This window comes from Nonomuraea sp. N2-4H, assembly GCF_045291505.1.
In the GTDB taxonomy this organism is placed as follows: Bacteria; Actinomycetota; Actinomycetes; order Streptosporangiales; family Streptosporangiaceae; genus Nonomuraea; species Nonomuraea fastidiosa.
Map to the genome: position 1 here is coordinate 6,644,149 of NZ_CP147987.1, position 16,523 is coordinate 6,660,671.

A 16,523-nucleotide genomic window follows, 5' to 3' on the forward strand; every position below is an offset into this window, starting at 1 on the left:
AGGCGTATATAGTCAGCCGATCAACTAACACCGCGGCCTGGAGGACGACATGGCCATCCCAGACCTCATGCCGCATCCTGTGGCAGCCAAGTACGCCGTCCTAGTGGATGTCGGTTATCTGTACGCGGCGGCGGGTGAAGTGCTGCTCGGCGCGAAGGAGCGCAAGGAATATCGGGTGGCCGCCGATGAGCTCATCCAAAGTCTACAGAAACATGCAGAGGAACGTATTTCTGGCGAACTTCTGCGGATCTATTGGTATGACGCAGCTCGTGATCGCGTGCCCACCGTCGACCAACGTGTGATCGCCCAGCTTCCGTGGGTCAAGGTGCGCCTCGGCAACCTGAACGCCCGTGGCCAGCAGAAAGGCGTTGACGCGCAGATCCGGAGCGATCTGGAGGCGCTGGCCAGGCATCATGCGGTCACCGACACGATCCTGCTGGCGGGCGATGAGGACATGGTTCCGGCGGTCGAGGCGGCACAGGCGTACGGCGTGCGCATCCACCTGTGGGGCGTCGAACCGCCGTACGGCACCAACCAGGCGGAGCGCCTGGTGTGGGAGTCCGACACCGTCGAAGTGATCAGTGCAGATTTCCTGAGGCCCTTTTTCAGCCGTGCTCCGCAGCCCGTGCCCGTCACACCACCCAGCACCGCGCCTTCGCCCGCGCAGGTCTTCGCCGGGCGCACGCCCGTCAAGCCGCACGCCAAGCCCGGCCAGGTGGCCAAGCTCGGCCCCAGCCGGCCGCGCGTGGAGGATGTGGGCGAGCACGTCGCACAGAAGTGGATTTTGACGCGTGGCCGCGACAACATCCGCGACCTGCTGCCCGGGCCGATCCTGCCGACCGTGATCGACACCGAGTTGCTGATCGAGGCGGAGAAGGAGCTGGGCCACTCGCTGCGGCCGTACCCGGAGGCGCGGGTGTGGCTGCGTGACGGGTTCTGGGCTCGGGTGTACCGCGAGTTCGACCTGGGGGTGGGCGTCTCGTCGAAGTAGCGGCATGAGGAGCGAAGCCCGGGCCCTGTGACGGCGGCTGTGACCTGGGGTGTCACGGCCTGGTCCGATTTCCGCCAGTCGTCTCCCTTGAGCAGGGCGTACGGTCGGAGACATGGCCCTTCAAGAGCTCGACTTCGACTCCTGCTACCGGGCCGTCTCCGCCAGGGACCCCCGGTTCGACGGCCGTTTCTACACGGCGGTGACGACCACGCGCATCTACTGCCGCCCGATCTGCCCGGCTCGTACGCCGTCGTGGCGGAACGTGCGCTTCTACCGTCACGCGGCCTCGGCCGAGGCGGCCGGGTTCCGGCCGTGCAAGCGCTGCCGGCCCGAGCTGTCGCCCGGCGACCCCGGCTGGGACCTGCGCGGCGACCTGGTCGGGCGCGCGCTGCGGCTCATCGACGACGGCGCCGCCGACGAGCAGGGCGTGGCCGGGCTCGCCAGGCGGCTGCACATCACCGAACGCCACCTGCACCGGCTCTTCGTCGCCGAGCTCGGCGTCGGGCCGCTCGCGGTGGCGCGCACCAAGCGGCTTCTGCTGGCCAAGCAGTTGCTGACGGAGACGTCGCTGCCGATCACGGAGGTGGCGTTCGCGGCCGGGTTCGGCAGCGTGCGGCAGTTCAACGCGACCATGCGGGAGACGTACGGGTTCACGCCCAGCGAGCTCCGCGCCACGGCCGGGCCGCGCGCCGCCGCCATCGCCTCCGCGCCCGCCGCCCAGACCGGCGCCACGCTCAGGTTGCGGCTGCACCGGCGGCATCCGTACGACGCGGACGGCGTCTTCTCATTCCTCGCCGCACGCGCCATACCGGGGCTTGAGGTGGCGGATCGGACGTCGTACCGCAGAGCCGTACCGGGCGGGACGATCACCCTCACCCCGCGCCCCGACCACATCGCGCTGGACGTGGCCGTCGAGGACACCCGGCAGCTCGCCAGGATCGTCGCCCGCTGCCGCCGCCTGCTCGACCTCGACGCCGACCCGCAGGCCATCGCGGACGTCCTCAGCGGCACCTCGCTCGCCCCGCTGGTCGCGGCGCGGCCTGGGCTGCGGGTGCCGGGCACGTTCGACGGGTTCGAGCTGGCCGTGCGCGCGGTCGTGGGGCAGCAGATCTCGGTGGCGGGGGCGCGTACGCTGCTCGGCCGCATCGTGGCCAGGGCCGGCGCGCCCGGCGGCCTCTTCCCCACCCCCGCCCGGCTCCTGGAGGCCGACCTGAGCGGGCTCGGCCTGACGGGCCGCCGCATCGACACCCTTAAGGACCTGGCCGCCCGGCTCGTCGACGGGCGGCTCGACCTGGACGGCGGGCAGGATCCCGCACAGGCCGTGGCGGAGTTGCTGGAGGTGCGCGGCATCGGGCCGTGGACCGCCAGCTACATCGCGCTGCGCGCGCTGCGCGACCCCGACGCGTGGCCCACGGGCGACCTGGTGCTGGTCAAGCGCATGGCCGCCCTGGGCATTCCGAACGATCACATCGAGCGGTGGCGCCCGTGGCGGGCGTACGCCGCGCTGCATCTCTGGAGTTCATCATGATCGCTGCACAGCTCGTACCCTCGCCGGTGGGCCCGCTGGCGCTGCTCGCCCGCGAAGGCGTGCTGGTCGCGGCCGGATTCACCGCCGAGCCCAAGGACATGTTCGCCCGGCTCACGCCCGCTCTGCAGGCGGAGGGCCTGGAGATCGTGGACGACCTCGGGGCACCCGCGGAGGCCGCCCGGGCGTACCTCGCCGGGGAGCTGGACGCGCTGGACGGCGTACAGGTCTGGCAGCCCGGCACGCCCACCCGCAAGCGGCTGCACGCGGCACTGCGGGAGGTCAAGGCCGGGACCACCGTCACGTACGCCGAACTGGCCGAACGCGCGGGCCTGCCGCGCACCGCCGCCCGCGCGGCGGGCTCGGCCTGCGCCCAGAACCTGATCGCGCCGTTCGTACCGTGCCATCGGATTTTGCCCAGCACCGGAGGATATGGCGGATATCTCTACGGCGTTTCGGTAAAAGAATGGCTTCTTGCTCACGAACGTGGAGCTATCGTCGATCGAGCGTAAACGCGAGGTCACTTTCAGTAATGTCACCGGCATGGTGTCATTCGAACATGAGTACCTCCTCGAATTAGTGCGCTCCCGCCCTTCTCTGGTCACCACGCTGATGGCCGAGGTCGGCGTTCACGTACCCGCTTTCGACGAGGCCACGCTGGGCACGTGCGACCTCAGCGATCGCCGGCCCACGGAATATCGGGCCGACGCGGTCGTCATCCTCAAGGCGAAGGGAAAACCGGTACGCGCGGTCATCCTGGAAGTTCAACGAAAACCCGACAAACGTAAGAAGTGGTCCTGGCCGGTCTACATATCGACACTACGGGCAATACGGAAATGCCCTGTCGTACTCCTCGTGTTCTGCGAGGACCGCGCGACCGCCCAGGACTGCGCACTCCCCATCGACATGGGCCACCCCGGCTGGATCCTGAAACCCGTCGTCGCAGGCCCGTCGAACATCCCCAAGATCACGGATATCGACCGAGCGCTCACCGACCCAGAACTCACCGCGCTCTCGACCATCGTGTACGGCAACCCCGACACGCCCGACGGGATGGAGGTACTCAGAACCTTCGCCCATGCCACAGCCAGGCGCCCGAAAGACCAGCCGAGCTATGCTGAGCTGGTATTCATGCTGCTCCCCGAGTTCGACTTCGCCCAACTATTCAAGGAGGCCGGCGTGGTGGTATCCGCCAAGGACGTTATAGACCACCCCTATGTCCGCGAATGGGTAGAACTAGGCAAAACCATGGGCAAAGCTGAAGGCGAGGCCGTCGGCAAGGCCGAAGCCCTCCTCAGCGTGCTCCACCAACGCGGAATCGACCTCCCCCACGAAGCCCAACAACGCATCCGCTCCTGCACCAACCAGGACACCCTCGACAACTGGCTCAACAAAGCACTAAAAATCCACAACGCCAACGAACTCTTCGACTAACAACGCCAGGGCCGGCCGGTGTGCAATCCGGCCATCCCCTGGCGCAGTCAAGTACTACAACTCTCAGAGAGGCCGGCGTGGTGGTATCCGCCAAGGACGTTATCGACCACCCCTATGTCCGCGAATGGGTGGAACTAGGCAAAACCATGGGCAAAGCTGAAGGCGAGGCCGACAATGGCGGGAGCCCGATGGGTCGGCGGGGCCGGCATTCGGCCCGACCTCTGCGGCGGGCCCGGTGGCCGTCATGCGGAGGCGAGGCGGCGGGACTGGAGGCCGGCGGCGCCCGCCACCGTGAGGCCCACGAGGCCGAGCAGGGCGGCCGTCCACGCGGGGGCCGTGTAGCCGAGGCCGGCGTCGATGCTCAGGCCGGCGGCGAAGGAGCCGATCGCGTTCCCCAGGTTGAAGGCGCCGATGTTGGCCGCCGAGGCGAGCGTCGGCGCGCCCGCGGCGGCGTCCAGCACCCGGGTCTGCAGCGGCGGGACGGTCGCGAACGCGGCCACCCCGAACAGCGTGATGGCGATGATGAACGTCACCTGGTCGGCCGCCACGAGCGCGACCGCCACGGCGAGGACCGTGAGCAGGCCGACAGAGCCGTAGATGCTGGGCATGACGGCGCGGTCGGCCATCCTGCCGCCGATCAGGTTGCCGGCCACCAGGCCCACGCCGAACAGCGCCATTACCAGCGGCACTGCGCCGGGCGAGAAGCCGCCCACGCCCGTCATCATCGGGGCGATGAAGGTGATGACGGCGAAGACCGGGGCGAAGCCGAAGACGGTCATCGCCAGCGCCAGCCAGACCCCGCCGGAGCGGAACGTCGCCAGCTCGCGCAGCACTCCCCCGTCGGGGCGCGGGCGGCGCGGCACGAGCGCGAGCACGCCGGCCAGCCCGGCCACACCGATCACCACCACGACCCAGAACGTGGCCCGCCAGCCGTACGACTGACCGATCCACGTGCCGAGCGGCACGCCCAGGACGTTCGCGAGCGTGAGGCCGGTGAACATCAGGGCGATGGCGCTGGCCCGCTTGCGCGGCTCCACCAGGTCGGCGGCCACCACCGAGCCGACGCCGAAGTACGCCCCGTGCGCGAAGGCCGACAGGAACCGGCCGACCATGAGCACCGCGTACGTGGGCGCCAGGGCCGACAGCGCGTTCCCGACGATGAACAGCACCATCAACGACAGCAGCATCGTCTTACGCGACAGCCGCGCGCCGAGCATGGTCAGCGGCGGCCCGCCGACGGCGACGCCCAGCGCGTATCCGGACACGAGCAGCCCGGCGGCCGGGATCGTCACCCCGAAGTCGGACGCCACATCGGGCAGCAGTCCGTTGATGATGAACTCGGTGGTGCCGATGCCAAAGGCGCTGATCGCAAGGGCGAACAGGGCGAGAGGCATACAATACTCCTCAGAAGACGTTAGTGAGCGTGAGCATTATTTGCACACGCCGACTAACTGACAATACAAGCATGTCGAGGAGACTGTCACGTGGCCCTCGCCGATGACGCCGTGGAGGCGCGCGCCCACGGCTGGCGCACGCTCGCGGCGCTGCACGCCAAAATCGAAGAGCGGCTGGAGAAGGCGCTCCAGAAGAACCACGGGCTGAGCGTGAGCGAATACACCGTGCTGGACGTCCTGGCCAGGCAGGACGGCTGGCACATGCGCATGCAGCAGCTCGCCAGGGCCGTGGTGCTCAGCCAGAGCGCCACGACCCGGCTGGTGACACGCTTGGAGAAGCGCGAGCTGCTGCGGCGCTACCTGTGCGAGGACGACCGGCGCGGCATCTACTCCGAGGTGACGCAGGCCGGCTTCGACCTGCTCGGCCAGGCACGCCCCACGCACGACGCGGTGCTGAAGGAGGTGCTCGACGAGGCCGCGGAGCTGCCCGAGCTGGCCCCGCTCGTCGCGGTGATCAGGGCTTGACGTTGCTCTGGATCTCGCCGACCGGGACGTCCCGGCTGGTGCTGACCTCGACGGGGTCGAACTGCACCGGCACCGTGTTGCCCTCCACCTCGACCGGCCACACGGTGGAGACCGTCAGCGTGTACTTCTCGCCCGGCTGATCGATCGACGAGCGCAGGTAGCGCACGCCGCACGAGAACTCGCCGCCCTGGGTGAACGGCTTGCCCGAGGCTCCGCAGCCCGTCTCGGTCACCTCGGCGCGGTCGTCCGACGTGCCGGGGTCGATCTTGATCTCCTTCAGCGTGGCGACGAGGGTCACGCTCATGATGCCGGGGATGGACGCCGTGACGGTGCGGCGCGGCTCGCCGATGCCTTCGAGCCACACCCAGGTGGGCAGGTTGACGTAGCTCTTGGCGTCGGGGCTCAGCTTGATCGTGCCCTTGGGGACGGTCAGCGCGGCCCGCGCGATCTCGGCGAGCTGCTCGACCGTGATGCCCGACGGCGGGGTGGTGTTCGGCGGGACGAAGATGAAGCGTTCGAGGCTCGCCCAGCAGGCCGCGCCGTTGGGGTCGGCCTTGTTGTAGGCGGGCACCCACCACAGCCCCTCCTGGCCCAGCTTGTCCTTGAACGGCTGGATGAACTCGCGGAAGCCGTCCGTGTCCGCCCGCGTCCTGTTGCCGCGCGGGTCGGAGATCTGCCGGAACATGTCCTCGGCGTTCGCGGCCGGCTCGTACCAGCAGGGCCGCTTGATCCGGAAGCCGTCGCCATCGCCGCCCTTGGATCCGGAGATCTTGATGGTGTCCGTGGAGAGGTCGACGAACCGGGTGCGCCCCTGGCCGCCGCCCCGGACGTCCACGTCGGGCTTGGGCGACGGGGCCGGGGACGGCGACTGCAAGCCGGTCACGAGGACGCCCGCCATCAGCGCGGAGATCAGGCTCTTCATCACGTGCACCGCCCTTGCTCCGTTTGGGAGGTCCTGATGCGCCACACCCCGTCGTCGGCGCGGTGCGCGAGCACGGTCTGGAAGTACGGCTTGCGCATCCAGTCGGGCTGACGCGCGATGGGCTTGCCGGTACTGGCGGAGACCACCGTGACGTCCGACTCGTCGACGCACGCGTTGACCTGGGCGCCCTTGCCGTCGAAGACGGCGGCGACCTCCACGTCGTAGAGGCGTGCGGTGCCGCGGATCGTCTCGCCCTGATCGGTGAAGCCGCGGATCCACTGGCTGGTGCTCGCCTGCGCCTCGAACTCCATGTTCTCGCCGTAGCCCGATTTGCCCTCCGCGATGGCCCTGCGGACGCCGACGTAGTAGTCGACCATGACCTTGTGCAGCGGATCCGGCTTCCGCGGCCAGTCGACCCTGATCCGCAGGCCGTCCCCCACTTTGATCGTCTGCGTCCCGGTCGGGACGGACTCCGGGGTCGCCGCGCTCTCAGGTTCCTCCGTCTCCGCTGATCCCGCCGGCTCGGATCGCGGCGGATCGGACTCCGGCTCCGTGGCCGCGGGACTCCGCTCAGGAGCGGGCGGTGCGGCCTCCTGAGGCCGGTACGGGGGATCCGCCGTACCGCACCCGGCCGCAAGCGTTAAGGCGAGCACAATCGCCGTACGTCTCATGCAGATGACTCCCTCACCACATGCATGCGCCACGTGGGCAGCAGCTCTTCGATCAATGCCTCTGTCTCGGGCGCCATCCCGCCGCCGTAGGGGTGGGATGCCGCCCGGCGCGTCAGGCCCTCGACGACGGCGCGCAGGCGCACGATGTCCTCGGTGGCGTGCGTGGCCCGCAGCAGGTCGCGCCAGAGGCTCTCGTCGTCGGGCGCGAGCAGCAGCGCCGCGCGTACGGCGGACACCGCCGCGTCCGGCCGGCCCTGGGCGAGCCGGATCTCACATAGCTGGTGCGCGGCGTCGGCGACGGCGGCCGTGACGTCGTACTCCAGGTCGTCCGCGGCGAGCCAGGCGTAGCCGCCGGGGCGGCGGCCGGCCAGCAGCGGGCCTCTGACCAGGCCGAGCGCCTTCTCCAGCAGCACGGCGCCGGTCGTGGGGTCGCCTTGCGCGCGGCGTACCAGCTCGCGGAACAACGCCCAGTCCGTACGCACCCCGGGCCCCAGGCTGAGCCGCCCGGCGGCGTCGGTGTGCAGATGCTCGGGGCCGAGCCATTCCGCGACCCTGGCGATGGTGGCGTCCCTGACGATGTCCTGCACGCCGCGCGGCCACAGCACACCGCCGAGCACCACCGGATGCACGCCGCCGACGTGCGTGGCCAGATAGACCAGCAGTTCGGCGGCCAGCCCCATGCGGCCCTCCTCCAGCGGAGGCAGGCCGACGACCTCGATGGGGCCGAGTATCCGCACCTCGATCTCGGGCTGCTGGAGCGCGTCCAGCGGCTCAGGCTCACTGACGGGCTCGCCGTCGAGCCGGTCGGCGGTGCGGAACAGGTCGATCAGGGCGCGGTAGTGGCGGCGCGGCAGGAGCTGGGCGTCCACCTCGAAGCCCAGCTCGGCGATCCTCGCCCGGCCGTCGTCGCCGATCTCCAGCGTCCAGGTGGCGTGCGGCACGTCGCCCGCCACCACGTAGCCCGCGGTGTCGCGGCGGGCCAGCAGCGCCAGCCTGCGCGCCTCCTCGTGGGTGGGCGCCACCGCGGACAGCAGGTAGTGGGCGCGGCGCGGGCTGCCGGTGATGCGCCCGGTGAGCACCTCCCTGCGCGGTGCGGCGCCGGCCTCCAGCTCGGGCAGCACCTCGGCGAGGCCGCCGACCGCCCTGATCCGGTCGGGCGCGATCGCGGTCAGCTCCTCGCCGAAGCCGACGAGCGTGATGCGCATGCGGTCGGACCAGCGGTTGGTGGCCAGCTCGACGGCGATGGCGGCGAGCGCGGCGGTGGTCTGCGCGCCGCGCACGTTGATCAGGCCCTGCGCGGCCTCCAGGTCGATGAGCACGCGCCCGCCGCCGTCGGTGCCGATCGACACCAGGCCCGGGTACGGCGCTCCGCCCGCCTGCGCCCTGTCCACCGGATCGGGCAGCAGGCGGCCCTCGTGCGCGGGCAGCCGCCAGACCTGGCCGCCGTCCACGGCCGTCCACGGCGCGGGCGGGTCGGGGTCCGGCGGGTGGATCCACAGGTCGAGGTTGCGGGGCGACAGGTGGGCGCCGTACACGGTGGGCGGGGTGCGGCGGCGCGCGGCCAGCTCGGCGCCCAGCATGCGCAGCCCGACGTCCAGGACACGGGCGCCGGGCGCGTCGCTGCCGATCCTGAGCGCGACCTCGGCCTGCGCGGCGTCGTCGCGCGGGCGGGCGATGCGGCGGCCGAACACCCGCCGCCAGAGCTGCCGGCGGCGCTTGCCCGCGAGCACGAACAGCAGGCCCGCGGCGGCCAGGGACGCGGCGGCGAGGTAGTCGATCAGCTCGCCGTCCTGGCGCTCCTGGATGACCGGCTGCTGCTCCTGCGGGTCGGGGCGCTCCTGCCGCTCCTGACGCTCCTGACGCTGCTCTCCGCGCTGGTCCTGGCGGCCCTGCCGATCCTGCCGGTCCTGGCGCTGCTCCTGGGCGTCGGGCTTGACGTGCTTGCCCCTCGGCACCTCCGCGCGGCCGGGATGCTCGCGCAGCGTCTGCTCGCGCGGCTGGTCGGCGGGGACGATGTGCACGTTGCGCGCGTCATCCGGCATGTCCAGCACCCAGCCCGGCCTGATCAGATCGGCGATCTTCAGCCGGGAGCCGTCGGGCTGCACCTTCGACTCATTGAGCCGGTAGATCTCGTGGTAGCGGCGGCCATCGCCCAGGCACTTCTCGGCGATCTCCCACAGGCTCTCGTGGTGGCGGCCGTGCGGGGGCTGCACCACGTACACCTTCTTGGTCTTGGGGGCCTCCAGCGTCTGCTCGACCAGCGGCGCCGAGTACGCGACCGCCGTCACCGGCGGCGCGGCCGGCGTGGGCGCCAGCTTGGCCAGCGGCGCCACCATCGCGCCCGCCGTGAACAGCAGCAGCGCGGCGGAGACGAGCTTGTTGGCGATGAACTGGGTGCCGCCGGAGAGCGGGACCCTGGCGGGCATGCCGACCCTGCGGACCCCGGCGTACACCTCGACGATCACGCACACGAAGAGCTGGAACCAGGCCAGCCAGACCAGCAGCACCAGCACCGCGATGATCGTGCTCGGGCCGACGCTGCCGGTCAGCACCTCGAGGTCGAGCAGCTCGGGCCTGATCGGCGGCCCGACGAAGGTGAGCAGCGCGTACGGCACGCCGCCCACCAGCCCCACCAGCACGACCAGCGCGGCGAGGCCGGTCAGCACGTCACCGGCGCTGCGCCTGCCCCTGGCGCGCGCGGTTGCGCGGGCCGGGACACGCCGTCCGTGGTGACGCGCAGGCTCTCGCGTCGGCATCGCCTCTCCTTTCCCCGGGTTCAGGGTCGTGCCTGTGCCGTCCCCGCATCCATCGACCGGCGGGTTTCGGTCTATCTCGCTTCGGCTATCTCGCTTCGGGTGCGGCGCTGGCCTCGCCGGTCATCTCGGCGCCGGAGAAGCCGATCGCGCCGAGGAAGAACGCCTCCCACCGGACCGACACGGTGACCGTCACCTGTGCCTGGCCATCGACCGTGCACTCGCCGAAGCGGACGTCGCCGCCGCCCTGCGCCGCGGTGATCTCCTCGGCCCGCGCGCACACCTGGTCCTCGCCGAGCAGCCGGGTCTCGCCGGTCTGCCTGAGGTGATCGACGTCGAGCCGGTCGGCGGCGGCCCGCGCGGCCTGCTCGGCCACGTCGGCGGCGCGCAGCCGGGCGTTGATCGCCGAGCCGCCGTCCACCAGCAGCCCGGCCAGCAGGAACACGACGACGGAGAACAGCACGGTGAACACCGACATCGAGCCGCGCTCTCCCCGCTTCACTCGATCCTCCTGAACTGCTCCAGGGGCACCACGGCCGTGCCCGTGAGCTGCTTGGTGCCGCCGAAGCCGAGAAAGGCGAGATCCAGCTCGCACGTCACCTCGGCCTGGACGTGCCCGCCCTGCTCCCACTGCGAGCCGTCGAGCGAGACGGCGGAGGATCGGCAGCGGTCGTCGAGCACGCCGGCGAGGATCGCCTCGGCGGCGGATTCCGCGTCGTCGAACGTGCGCTGCACGGACGCGGCCCTGGCGGCGTCGCGCGCCGCCCCGTTGACCCGGCCCTGCGCCTCGACCAGCACTCCGGCGCCGGCCAGGAACATGAGGAACAGCAAGAAGACCGGGGCCAGCATGACGGTCTCCACCGCCATCGAGCCGCGCTCCGCGTTCCCGGCCCGGACGGCGGTCATTGGCAGTCCTCGCCGCCGTTGTCGGGACGGAAGCACTCCACGGGACCCCCCGAGGTGGCGGTGATCGTGAAGGCCAGCTCCGGCAGCAGCGGGATCACCTGGACGGCGCTGCCGGTCACGGTGACGAACCGCTCGTCGGGCTCCTTCTCGGACGCCGTGGCCGTGGCCTCGCGCAGCAGGCTGGGCCCGACCGTACGGACGATCTCGGTGGCCTTGCCGGTGGCCGCGCCCTCCCAGCCGCCGGAGTCGAACGGCGCGGACCTGGCCACGCGGGCTCCCTCCCTGGCCGCCGCCTCGGCCACCTGCCGGGCGTGGAACCAGAGGGCGACCTGCACGATGAGCAGCACGGTCGCGAGGATGATCGGCATGAGCATGGCCAGCTCGATCACCGTCGCGCCGCGCTCATCGCGTCGCGGCCGGGCTCTCACGGGGCGTTGTCACCTCCGTTGCCGCCACCACCGCCGAAGCTCTGCTCGATCTGGGCCTGCTGGTTCTCGACCAGCGTCTTGATCAAGGTGGCCAGGCCGAGCGCGACGCCGGCGATGATGGCTGTGATGATCACCCATTCGACGGCGGACGCGCCGCGGGTGGGCGCGGTACGGGCGCGATGGACGCGTACGCCGAGGTACGCGGTGAGATAGACGATCCACGGATGGTGGCGCATCAGACCCCCAACATCTTCATAGCGGCGGGAAAACTGAGAAAGATCACGAAACCTGCGCAGAGCAGGAGCTGGGCCACGAGCATCGATTGCGAGCGCTCGCCCGCCCGGCCCTCGATCTCGGCCAGCTCGCGGCGGCGCAGCGTGGCGGCCCTGGCCGTGAGCGAGGCGCGCACCTTGGCGCCGTCGTCGGCGACCAGGCCGAGCGCCGCCGACAGGTCGCGCAGCTCGTCGACGTTGATCTCCTCGCCGAGCTGGCCGAGCGCCTGCCACGGGGTGATGCCGACGATGCGCGCGCCGCTGAGGGCGTCGCGGATGCGGGCCATCGCCCAGTTGGGCTGCTCGCCGCTGACCGAGACGGCCATCATCAGCGCCTCGGGAACGCCCCGGCCGCCGGCCAGGTTCATGGAGACGAGGTCGAGGAACGCTCCGACGACGTGGCGGAAGTCGCGCCGCTTGGCCGCCGCGTCCCGCTTGACCTGTAGGTCCGGCAGGAAGAAGAAGACCGCGGCCACCAGCAGCGCGGCCCAGAACGGGATGGCGAGCGAGGTGCCCCACTCCATCAGCACGAGCCAGGCCAGCAGCAGCGGGAACGCGAGCAGGCCACTGGCCGCGAGCAGCGCCTTGGTGGCGAGGAACGCCTCCCACGAGCGGCCGAGCAGCGCCAGGTCGGCCTTGACCGACCTGACCTCCCAGCCGCGCGCGGCGTACAGGGCGGCCAGCCGGGCGCCGAGCCCGCGCCGGAACGCGCTGACCTGCTCATCGGGCAGCACGAGCTGGATGCGCGGGCCGCCGGACTCCTCGCGTACGGCGTCCAGCGCGAGCAGCCGCGCCACCAGGCCGGGCCGGGCCGGGAAGAGCGCCCTGAACAGCACGAACAGGCCAAGCCCGAGCACCGCTCCGGCGAGCGCGCCCTCAACCACGGCCACCTCCTCCTCCTGGGGCTCCGGCCGGCGCCGCCGCTGAGGGGGCCGCCGGGGCGCCGTTCTGCCGGCCCGCCTGCGCGCCGCCCATCAGCAGGCGGGTGGGCTTGTCGAACCTGGCCAGCCGCCGCATCCACGCGAACCCGGCGCCGAACAGCAGGGCCACGACCACCAGGACGGCCTGGCCGAGGAAGCTCCGGTACTCGGCGACGTAGTCGGGGTTGAACAGCACGAGCAGCCCGGCGAAGACGAGCGCGGTGATCACCACGATCTGCACGCTGCGCCGGGTGGAGCGGCGCTCGGCCTCGACGCGGCGGCGCATGTCGAGCTCCTCGCGGGCCGAGACGGCCAGCGCGCTGAGCACGTCGCGCAGGCCGGGGCCGCGCAGCTTGGAGTTGAGGATGAGTGCGGCCACGACGAGGTCGGCCGAGGGGTCGTCGAGGTCGTCGGCGAAGCGGGCGAGCGCCTCAGGCAGCGCCATCCTCGTGTGCAGCCGGTCGATCAGGGCGCGCAGCGGCGCCCTGAGCGAGGGCGCGGCGGCCCTGATGGACGACGGGATGGCCTGTTCGAGTCCGGCGGCGCCGGCGATGGTGTCGCGCAGCGACTCGGTCCAGGCGGCCAGCCCTTCGAGGCGGCGCATGGCGGCGCGCTCCTCGGCGGCGCCGCCGGCCAGGCCGCGCCAGGCGAAGACGAGCAGCACCGTGCCGACGGCGGCGACCGGCCACTGGGTGACGACCAGGACGAGCGCGGCGGCGACGGCGGCCACGGCGGCGCGGGTGGTCAGCATCTTGACCACGTGGCGCTTGGGCTGGGACGGGCGCGGGCGCACGCCGTACAGGGCGACGATGAACAGGAACACACCGCCGCCCACCACGGCGCCGGCGAGCAGCGCCAGCGGGTCGATCGTGAAGGGCATGCTCACCAGCCCCCCGGGTGGTAGCCGTGCGCCATCAGCTCCTCCAGGCAGGACACCGGGGCGTGCGGGACGGCGCTGCCGTCCGGTCCCGGCACGAAGACCTCGCTGGACAGCACGCGCCCGTCGCAGCCGTTGACCTCGCGGATGCTGGAGACGTAGCGGCGCAGCTTGCCGCCGCGGTGGTAGTCGTTGCGCTTCTCGATGAAGACCACGAAGTCGATGGCTCCCGCGATGAGCATGTGGGTCGCGTCGATCGGCAGGCGCTCCGATGCCTGCAGCGCGTACGTGGCGATGCGGTTGAAGACCTCCATGCTGGAGTTCGCGTGGATGGTCGACAGGGAGCCGTCGTTGCCCTGGGTCATCGCGTTGAGCATGGTGACGATCTCGTCGCCGAGCACCTCGCCGACGATGACGCGGCTGGGGTTCATGCGCAGCGAACGGCGTACCAGCTCGGCCATGGAGATCTCGCCCTGGCCCTCGGAGTTGGGCAGGCGCTGCTCGAAGGCGACGACGTTGGGATGCAGCTCGGGGAACTGGTCGAGGCCGAGCTCCAGGGCGCGCTCGACGGTGATGAGGCGCTCGTTCGGCGGGATCTCGTTGGCCAGGGCGCGCAGCAGCGTGGTCTTTCCGGCGTTCGTGGAGCCGGCGATCATGATGTTCTTGCGGGCGGCGACGGCCGCCGAGAGGAACCGCCCCACGTCCGGGCTCAAGGTGCCGTTGCCGACGAGGTCGGACAGGAAGACCTTGCCGAGGCGGGCGCGGCGGATCGAGATCGCGGGCCTGACCGTGACGTCCATGACCGCGCTGAGCCGGGAGCCGTCGGGCAGCCGCAGGTCGAGCTGGGGGTTGGCGGTGTCGAACGGCCGGCTCGACAGCCCCGAGTACGCCGCCAGGATCTGGATCAGCTCGATGAGCTCCTCGTCGGAGTCGGCGACCGGGTCGTGCATCAGCTCCTGGCCGTCGGCGTAGCTGACGAAGACCTTGTCGCAGCCGTTGATGTCGATGTTCTCGACCTGGGGGTCGTCGAGCAGCGGCTGGAGCCTGCCCACGCCGAACAGCGCGGCGTGGATGCCGGCCGCGAGCGCCTCTTCCTCCTCCACGGTGGGCGGGGTGCGGCCGGACCCGATCTCGTTGCGGGCGTGCTCCTCCAGCACCTGCGAGATGAGCGCCCTGGCGAACTGGCGCTCGTCCTCGCCGGTCATCGGGGGCAGCCCGTTGGCCTGGTCGAGCCGGCGCTGGTGTGCCAGGCGGTCGCCGACCTCCTGGCGGAAGCGCTTGACGAGCGAGTGATCGATCATCGGTGGCTCACCAGCCTCGCTGCCAGGTCGCGGGCCGTACGGATGAGGAGCGAGCGGTCGAGGCGCCCGCCCCACTGGCCGCGCAGCAGCTCGGCGCCCTTGGGGTCGTGGGCGAGGCCGTGCACGAACTGGACGGTGGGGCCGACGATCCTGCGGACGTCCTCGATCGAGCCGCGGTAGTTGCGCGGGTCGGCGATCACGACGACGCCGTGCGCCTTGGTGATCTGCAGCCGCTCGCGCAGGTGGGCGACGTGGTCGAGGGTGGCCCTGGTGAACAGCACGACCTGCTCGGCCTCGGCCATGAGGTCGCCGATCTGCGGGTGCGCGCCCAGGCGGCCGCAGTCGGCGATGACGTCGGCGCCGGGTATGGCGGCCAGCGCCCTGCCGAGCGGTCCCCACAGCCAGGTGAGCCCGGCCGCCTGCTCGCCGTGGCCGAGCCCGACCAGCACGTCGAGACCGCCGACGATCTTCTGGGTGTGCTGCTGGATCTGCGCCGCCTCGAGCCCGCGCCGTGCGGTGGCGCCCAGGCTGAGCAGCCCCTTGGCAGGGTTGAGCACGCCGCCGTCGGCGGCGGGCAGCCGGTAGGCGAGGTCGCCGCCCGCGGGGTCGCATTCGGCCAGCAGCACCGGGCGCGGCCACACCGCCGCCAGTGCCGTGGCGGCGGTGGTCACCCCCGGCGCGCCCTTGTCGGCGGCCAGTACGATCAGCCCCACGTCAGCGCGCTCCCGGAAGCTCGGCCACCGCGACCTCGCCCGCGGAGGCGGCCGCCACGATCTCCGGCGCTGCCGCGGCGTCGACGACCACGGTGATCTGGCCTGAGCCCGAGTTCTTCGCCCGCTCGCCGGCTTCGAAGACGAGGGCGTTCGCGGCGAGCACGCGGCTTTCTCCCTGGCTCGACCGGCTCGGTACGAAAATGACCTGCACGCGATCGCCTTCCTTTACGCCGGCCGGCATTTGTCCGGCCTTGAGCGACAATCCGACGGTCGCTTTTCCTTCACCGAGCTCGCTGCTCGTACGTACGCCCATCTGATTGGTCAGCAGCGTGCCCGGCAGGATCGTCACGGTGGCGAAGCTGTCGAGCACCTGCTCGCGCTGCGACCACGCGACGAAGTCGATGCCGGTGTCGGCGATCTTCACTTCTTCCAACGCGTCCCTGGTGAATTTCTGGCCCGCGCCTATCTGCTGCGTGACGCGGATGGCGGACACCCGGTTTCCGCTGTTGAGCACGAGCATGGTCGTGGCCAGCGCCCCGCCCAGGATGAGCAGGACGGCCAGCGCGGCGAGCGCCGGCTTGCGTTCCCTGGGTGGTACGGGGAGCTTGCGCGAGGCCGGGCCGGACAACCCCGCCGCGTTCGCGGCAGGCTTTTCACTGGTCCTCATGGGTGGGGGGCTCCCGGAGTGATCTGCGGAATTCACGCCATTATGTGGGGAACCCTCCGGCGGAGGTGGCGGAATTCGGTGACCCATGCTTCTTTCGCAGGTTACTCGGTGTCAAGCCGAATTCATCGATGCCACTTGTTTCTATCGAGTTGACGAATCTCGAAATTTCCGGCAAGCGGCCTCGGTAGTCACACGCGTCACATCATGCACAGCTATTTCGAGAA

At 71.0% G+C, this 16,523-nt stretch carries 18 protein-coding genes; 5 read left to right on the forward strand and 13 right to left on the reverse strand.

Annotated features, from left to right (window positions below):
- The first annotated feature begins 49 nt into the window (after positions 1–49).
- From WBK31_RS30340 to WBK31_RS30355, 4 genes are all read left to right on the forward strand, one after another.
- The gene (locus tag WBK31_RS30340) at positions 50–991 is read left to right on the forward strand and encodes an NYN domain-containing protein (RefSeq protein ID WP_364059970.1); all 942 of its coding nucleotides are present in this window, start codon (positions 50–52) and stop codon (positions 989–991) included.
- Between the two features lie 112 nt (positions 992–1,103).
- Positions 1,104–2,519, forward strand: coding sequence for an AlkA N-terminal domain-containing protein (locus tag WBK31_RS30345; protein WP_406673536.1), 1,416 nt, complete (start codon positions 1,104–1,106; stop codon positions 2,517–2,519).
- Positions 2,477–3,028: a methylated-DNA--[protein]-cysteine S-methyltransferase gene (locus WBK31_RS30350; protein WP_364059964.1), complete on the forward strand. Its 552-nt coding sequence runs from the start codon at positions 2,477–2,479 to the stop codon at positions 3,026–3,028. The genes WBK31_RS30345 and WBK31_RS30350 overlap by 43 nt, the downstream gene beginning before the upstream one ends.
- The gene (locus tag WBK31_RS30355) at positions 2,991–3,950 is read left to right on the forward strand and encodes a hypothetical protein (RefSeq protein WP_364059961.1); all 960 of its coding nucleotides are present in this window, start codon (positions 2,991–2,993) and stop codon (positions 3,948–3,950) included. Before WBK31_RS30350 ends, WBK31_RS30355 begins: the two co-directional genes overlap by 38 nt.
- A 242-nt stretch (positions 3,951–4,192) precedes the next feature.
- Here the strand turns inward: WBK31_RS30355 and WBK31_RS30360 are convergent, their stop codons facing one another.
- Positions 4,193–5,344 (reverse strand): MFS transporter, encoded by a 1,152-nt coding sequence (locus WBK31_RS30360; RefSeq protein ID WP_364059958.1) that lies wholly within the window; start codon positions 5,342–5,344, stop codon positions 4,193–4,195.
- A 90-nt stretch (positions 5,345–5,434) separates the two neighbouring features.
- Between WBK31_RS30360 and WBK31_RS30365 the strand changes: the two genes are divergently transcribed.
- The gene (locus WBK31_RS30365; protein WP_364059955.1) at positions 5,435–5,869 is read left to right on the forward strand and encodes a MarR family transcriptional regulator; all 435 of its coding nucleotides are present in this window, start codon (positions 5,435–5,437) and stop codon (positions 5,867–5,869) included.
- On the opposite strand, the gene WBK31_RS30370 is transcribed toward WBK31_RS30365, so the two are convergent.
- From WBK31_RS30370 to WBK31_RS30425, 12 genes are all read right to left on the reverse strand, one after another.
- Positions 5,859–6,791 (reverse strand): hypothetical protein, encoded by a 933-nt coding sequence (locus WBK31_RS30370; protein WP_378790178.1) that lies wholly within the window; start codon positions 6,789–6,791, stop codon positions 5,859–5,861. The genes WBK31_RS30365 and WBK31_RS30370 overlap by 11 nt on opposite strands.
- A complete protein-coding gene (locus WBK31_RS30375) occupies positions 6,791–7,231 on the reverse strand; it encodes a hypothetical protein (protein WP_364059952.1) in 441 nt (146 codons plus the stop codon). Before WBK31_RS30375 ends, WBK31_RS30370 begins: the two co-directional genes overlap by 1 nt.
- A 227-nt stretch (positions 7,232–7,458) precedes the next feature.
- Positions 7,459–10,218 (reverse strand): BTAD domain-containing putative transcriptional regulator, encoded by a 2,760-nt coding sequence (locus tag WBK31_RS30380; RefSeq protein ID WP_378786282.1) that lies wholly within the window; start codon positions 10,216–10,218, stop codon positions 7,459–7,461.
- A gap of 85 nt (positions 10,219–10,303) precedes the next feature.
- The gene (locus WBK31_RS30385) at positions 10,304–10,717 is read right to left on the reverse strand and encodes a pilus assembly protein TadG-related protein (RefSeq protein ID WP_364059946.1); all 414 of its coding nucleotides are present in this window, start codon (positions 10,715–10,717) and stop codon (positions 10,304–10,306) included.
- Positions 10,714–11,121 carry a TadE/TadG family type IV pilus assembly protein gene (locus WBK31_RS30390; RefSeq protein WP_364059943.1) on the reverse strand — a complete coding sequence of 136 codons (408 nt, stop codon included), beginning with the start codon at positions 11,119–11,121 and terminating at the stop codon, positions 10,714–10,716. The genes WBK31_RS30385 and WBK31_RS30390 overlap by 4 nt, the downstream gene beginning before the upstream one ends.
- Positions 11,118–11,549: a TadE family protein gene (locus tag WBK31_RS30395; RefSeq protein WP_364059940.1), complete on the reverse strand. Its 432-nt coding sequence runs from the start codon at positions 11,547–11,549 to the stop codon at positions 11,118–11,120. The genes WBK31_RS30390 and WBK31_RS30395 overlap by 4 nt, the downstream gene beginning before the upstream one ends.
- On the reverse strand, positions 11,546–11,785 hold the full coding sequence (locus WBK31_RS30400; protein ID WP_364059937.1) for a hypothetical protein: 240 nt from the start codon (positions 11,783–11,785) through the stop codon (positions 11,546–11,548). Before WBK31_RS30400 ends, WBK31_RS30395 begins: the two co-directional genes overlap by 4 nt.
- Positions 11,785–12,711, reverse strand: a complete 927-nt coding sequence (locus WBK31_RS30405; RefSeq protein WP_364059934.1) for a type II secretion system protein — start codon at positions 12,709–12,711, stop codon at positions 11,785–11,787. Before WBK31_RS30405 ends, WBK31_RS30400 begins: the two co-directional genes overlap by 1 nt.
- The gene (locus WBK31_RS30410) at positions 12,698–13,621 is read right to left on the reverse strand and encodes a type II secretion system F family protein (RefSeq protein ID WP_364059931.1); all 924 of its coding nucleotides are present in this window, start codon (positions 13,619–13,621) and stop codon (positions 12,698–12,700) included. Before WBK31_RS30410 ends, WBK31_RS30405 begins: the two co-directional genes overlap by 14 nt.
- 2 nt (positions 13,622–13,623) lie before the next feature.
- Positions 13,624–14,919 (reverse strand): ATPase, T2SS/T4P/T4SS family, encoded by a 1,296-nt coding sequence (locus WBK31_RS30415; RefSeq protein ID WP_364059929.1) that lies wholly within the window; start codon positions 14,917–14,919, stop codon positions 13,624–13,626.
- Positions 14,916–15,632, reverse strand: a complete 717-nt coding sequence (locus tag WBK31_RS30420) for a hypothetical protein (protein WP_364059926.1) — start codon at positions 15,630–15,632, stop codon at positions 14,916–14,918. The genes WBK31_RS30415 and WBK31_RS30420 overlap by 4 nt, the downstream gene beginning before the upstream one ends.
- Before the next feature lies 1 nt (position 15,633).
- Positions 15,634–16,260: a hypothetical protein gene (locus WBK31_RS30425; RefSeq protein ID WP_364059923.1), complete on the reverse strand. Its 627-nt coding sequence runs from the start codon at positions 16,258–16,260 to the stop codon at positions 15,634–15,636.
- Positions 16,261–16,523 lie beyond the last annotated feature (263 nt).

Bases quoted from the DNA above. Each gene is read 5' to 3' on its own strand.
- WBK31_RS30400 (WP_364059937.1), bottom strand. From the start codon at position 11,785: ATGCGCCACCATCCGTGGATCGTCTATCTCACCGCGTACCTCGGCGTA.
- WBK31_RS30340 (WP_364059970.1), top strand. From the start codon at position 50: ATGGCCATCCCAGACCTCATGCCGCATCCTGTGGCAGCCAAGTACGCC.
- WBK31_RS30410 (WP_364059931.1), bottom strand. From the start codon at position 13,621: ATGCCCTTCACGATCGACCCGCTGGCGCTGCTCGCCGGCGCCGTGGTG.
- WBK31_RS30370 (WP_378790178.1), bottom strand. From the start codon at position 6,791: ATGAAGAGCCTGATCTCCGCGCTGATGGCGGGCGTCCTCGTGACCGGC.
- WBK31_RS30415 (WP_364059929.1), bottom strand. From the start codon at position 14,919: ATGATCGATCACTCGCTCGTCAAGCGCTTCCGCCAGGAGGTCGGCGAC.
- WBK31_RS30345 (WP_406673536.1), top strand. From the start codon at position 1,104: ATGGCCCTTCAAGAGCTCGACTTCGACTCCTGCTACCGGGCCGTCTCC.
- WBK31_RS30360 (WP_364059958.1), bottom strand. From the start codon at position 5,344: ATGCCTCTCGCCCTGTTCGCCCTTGCGATCAGCGCCTTTGGCATCGGC.
- WBK31_RS30390 (WP_364059943.1), bottom strand. From the start codon at position 11,121: ATGACCGCCGTCCGGGCCGGGAACGCGGAGCGCGGCTCGATGGCGGTG.
- WBK31_RS30380 (WP_378786282.1), bottom strand. From the start codon at position 10,218: ATGCCGACGCGAGAGCCTGCGCGTCACCACGGACGGCGTGTCCCGGCC.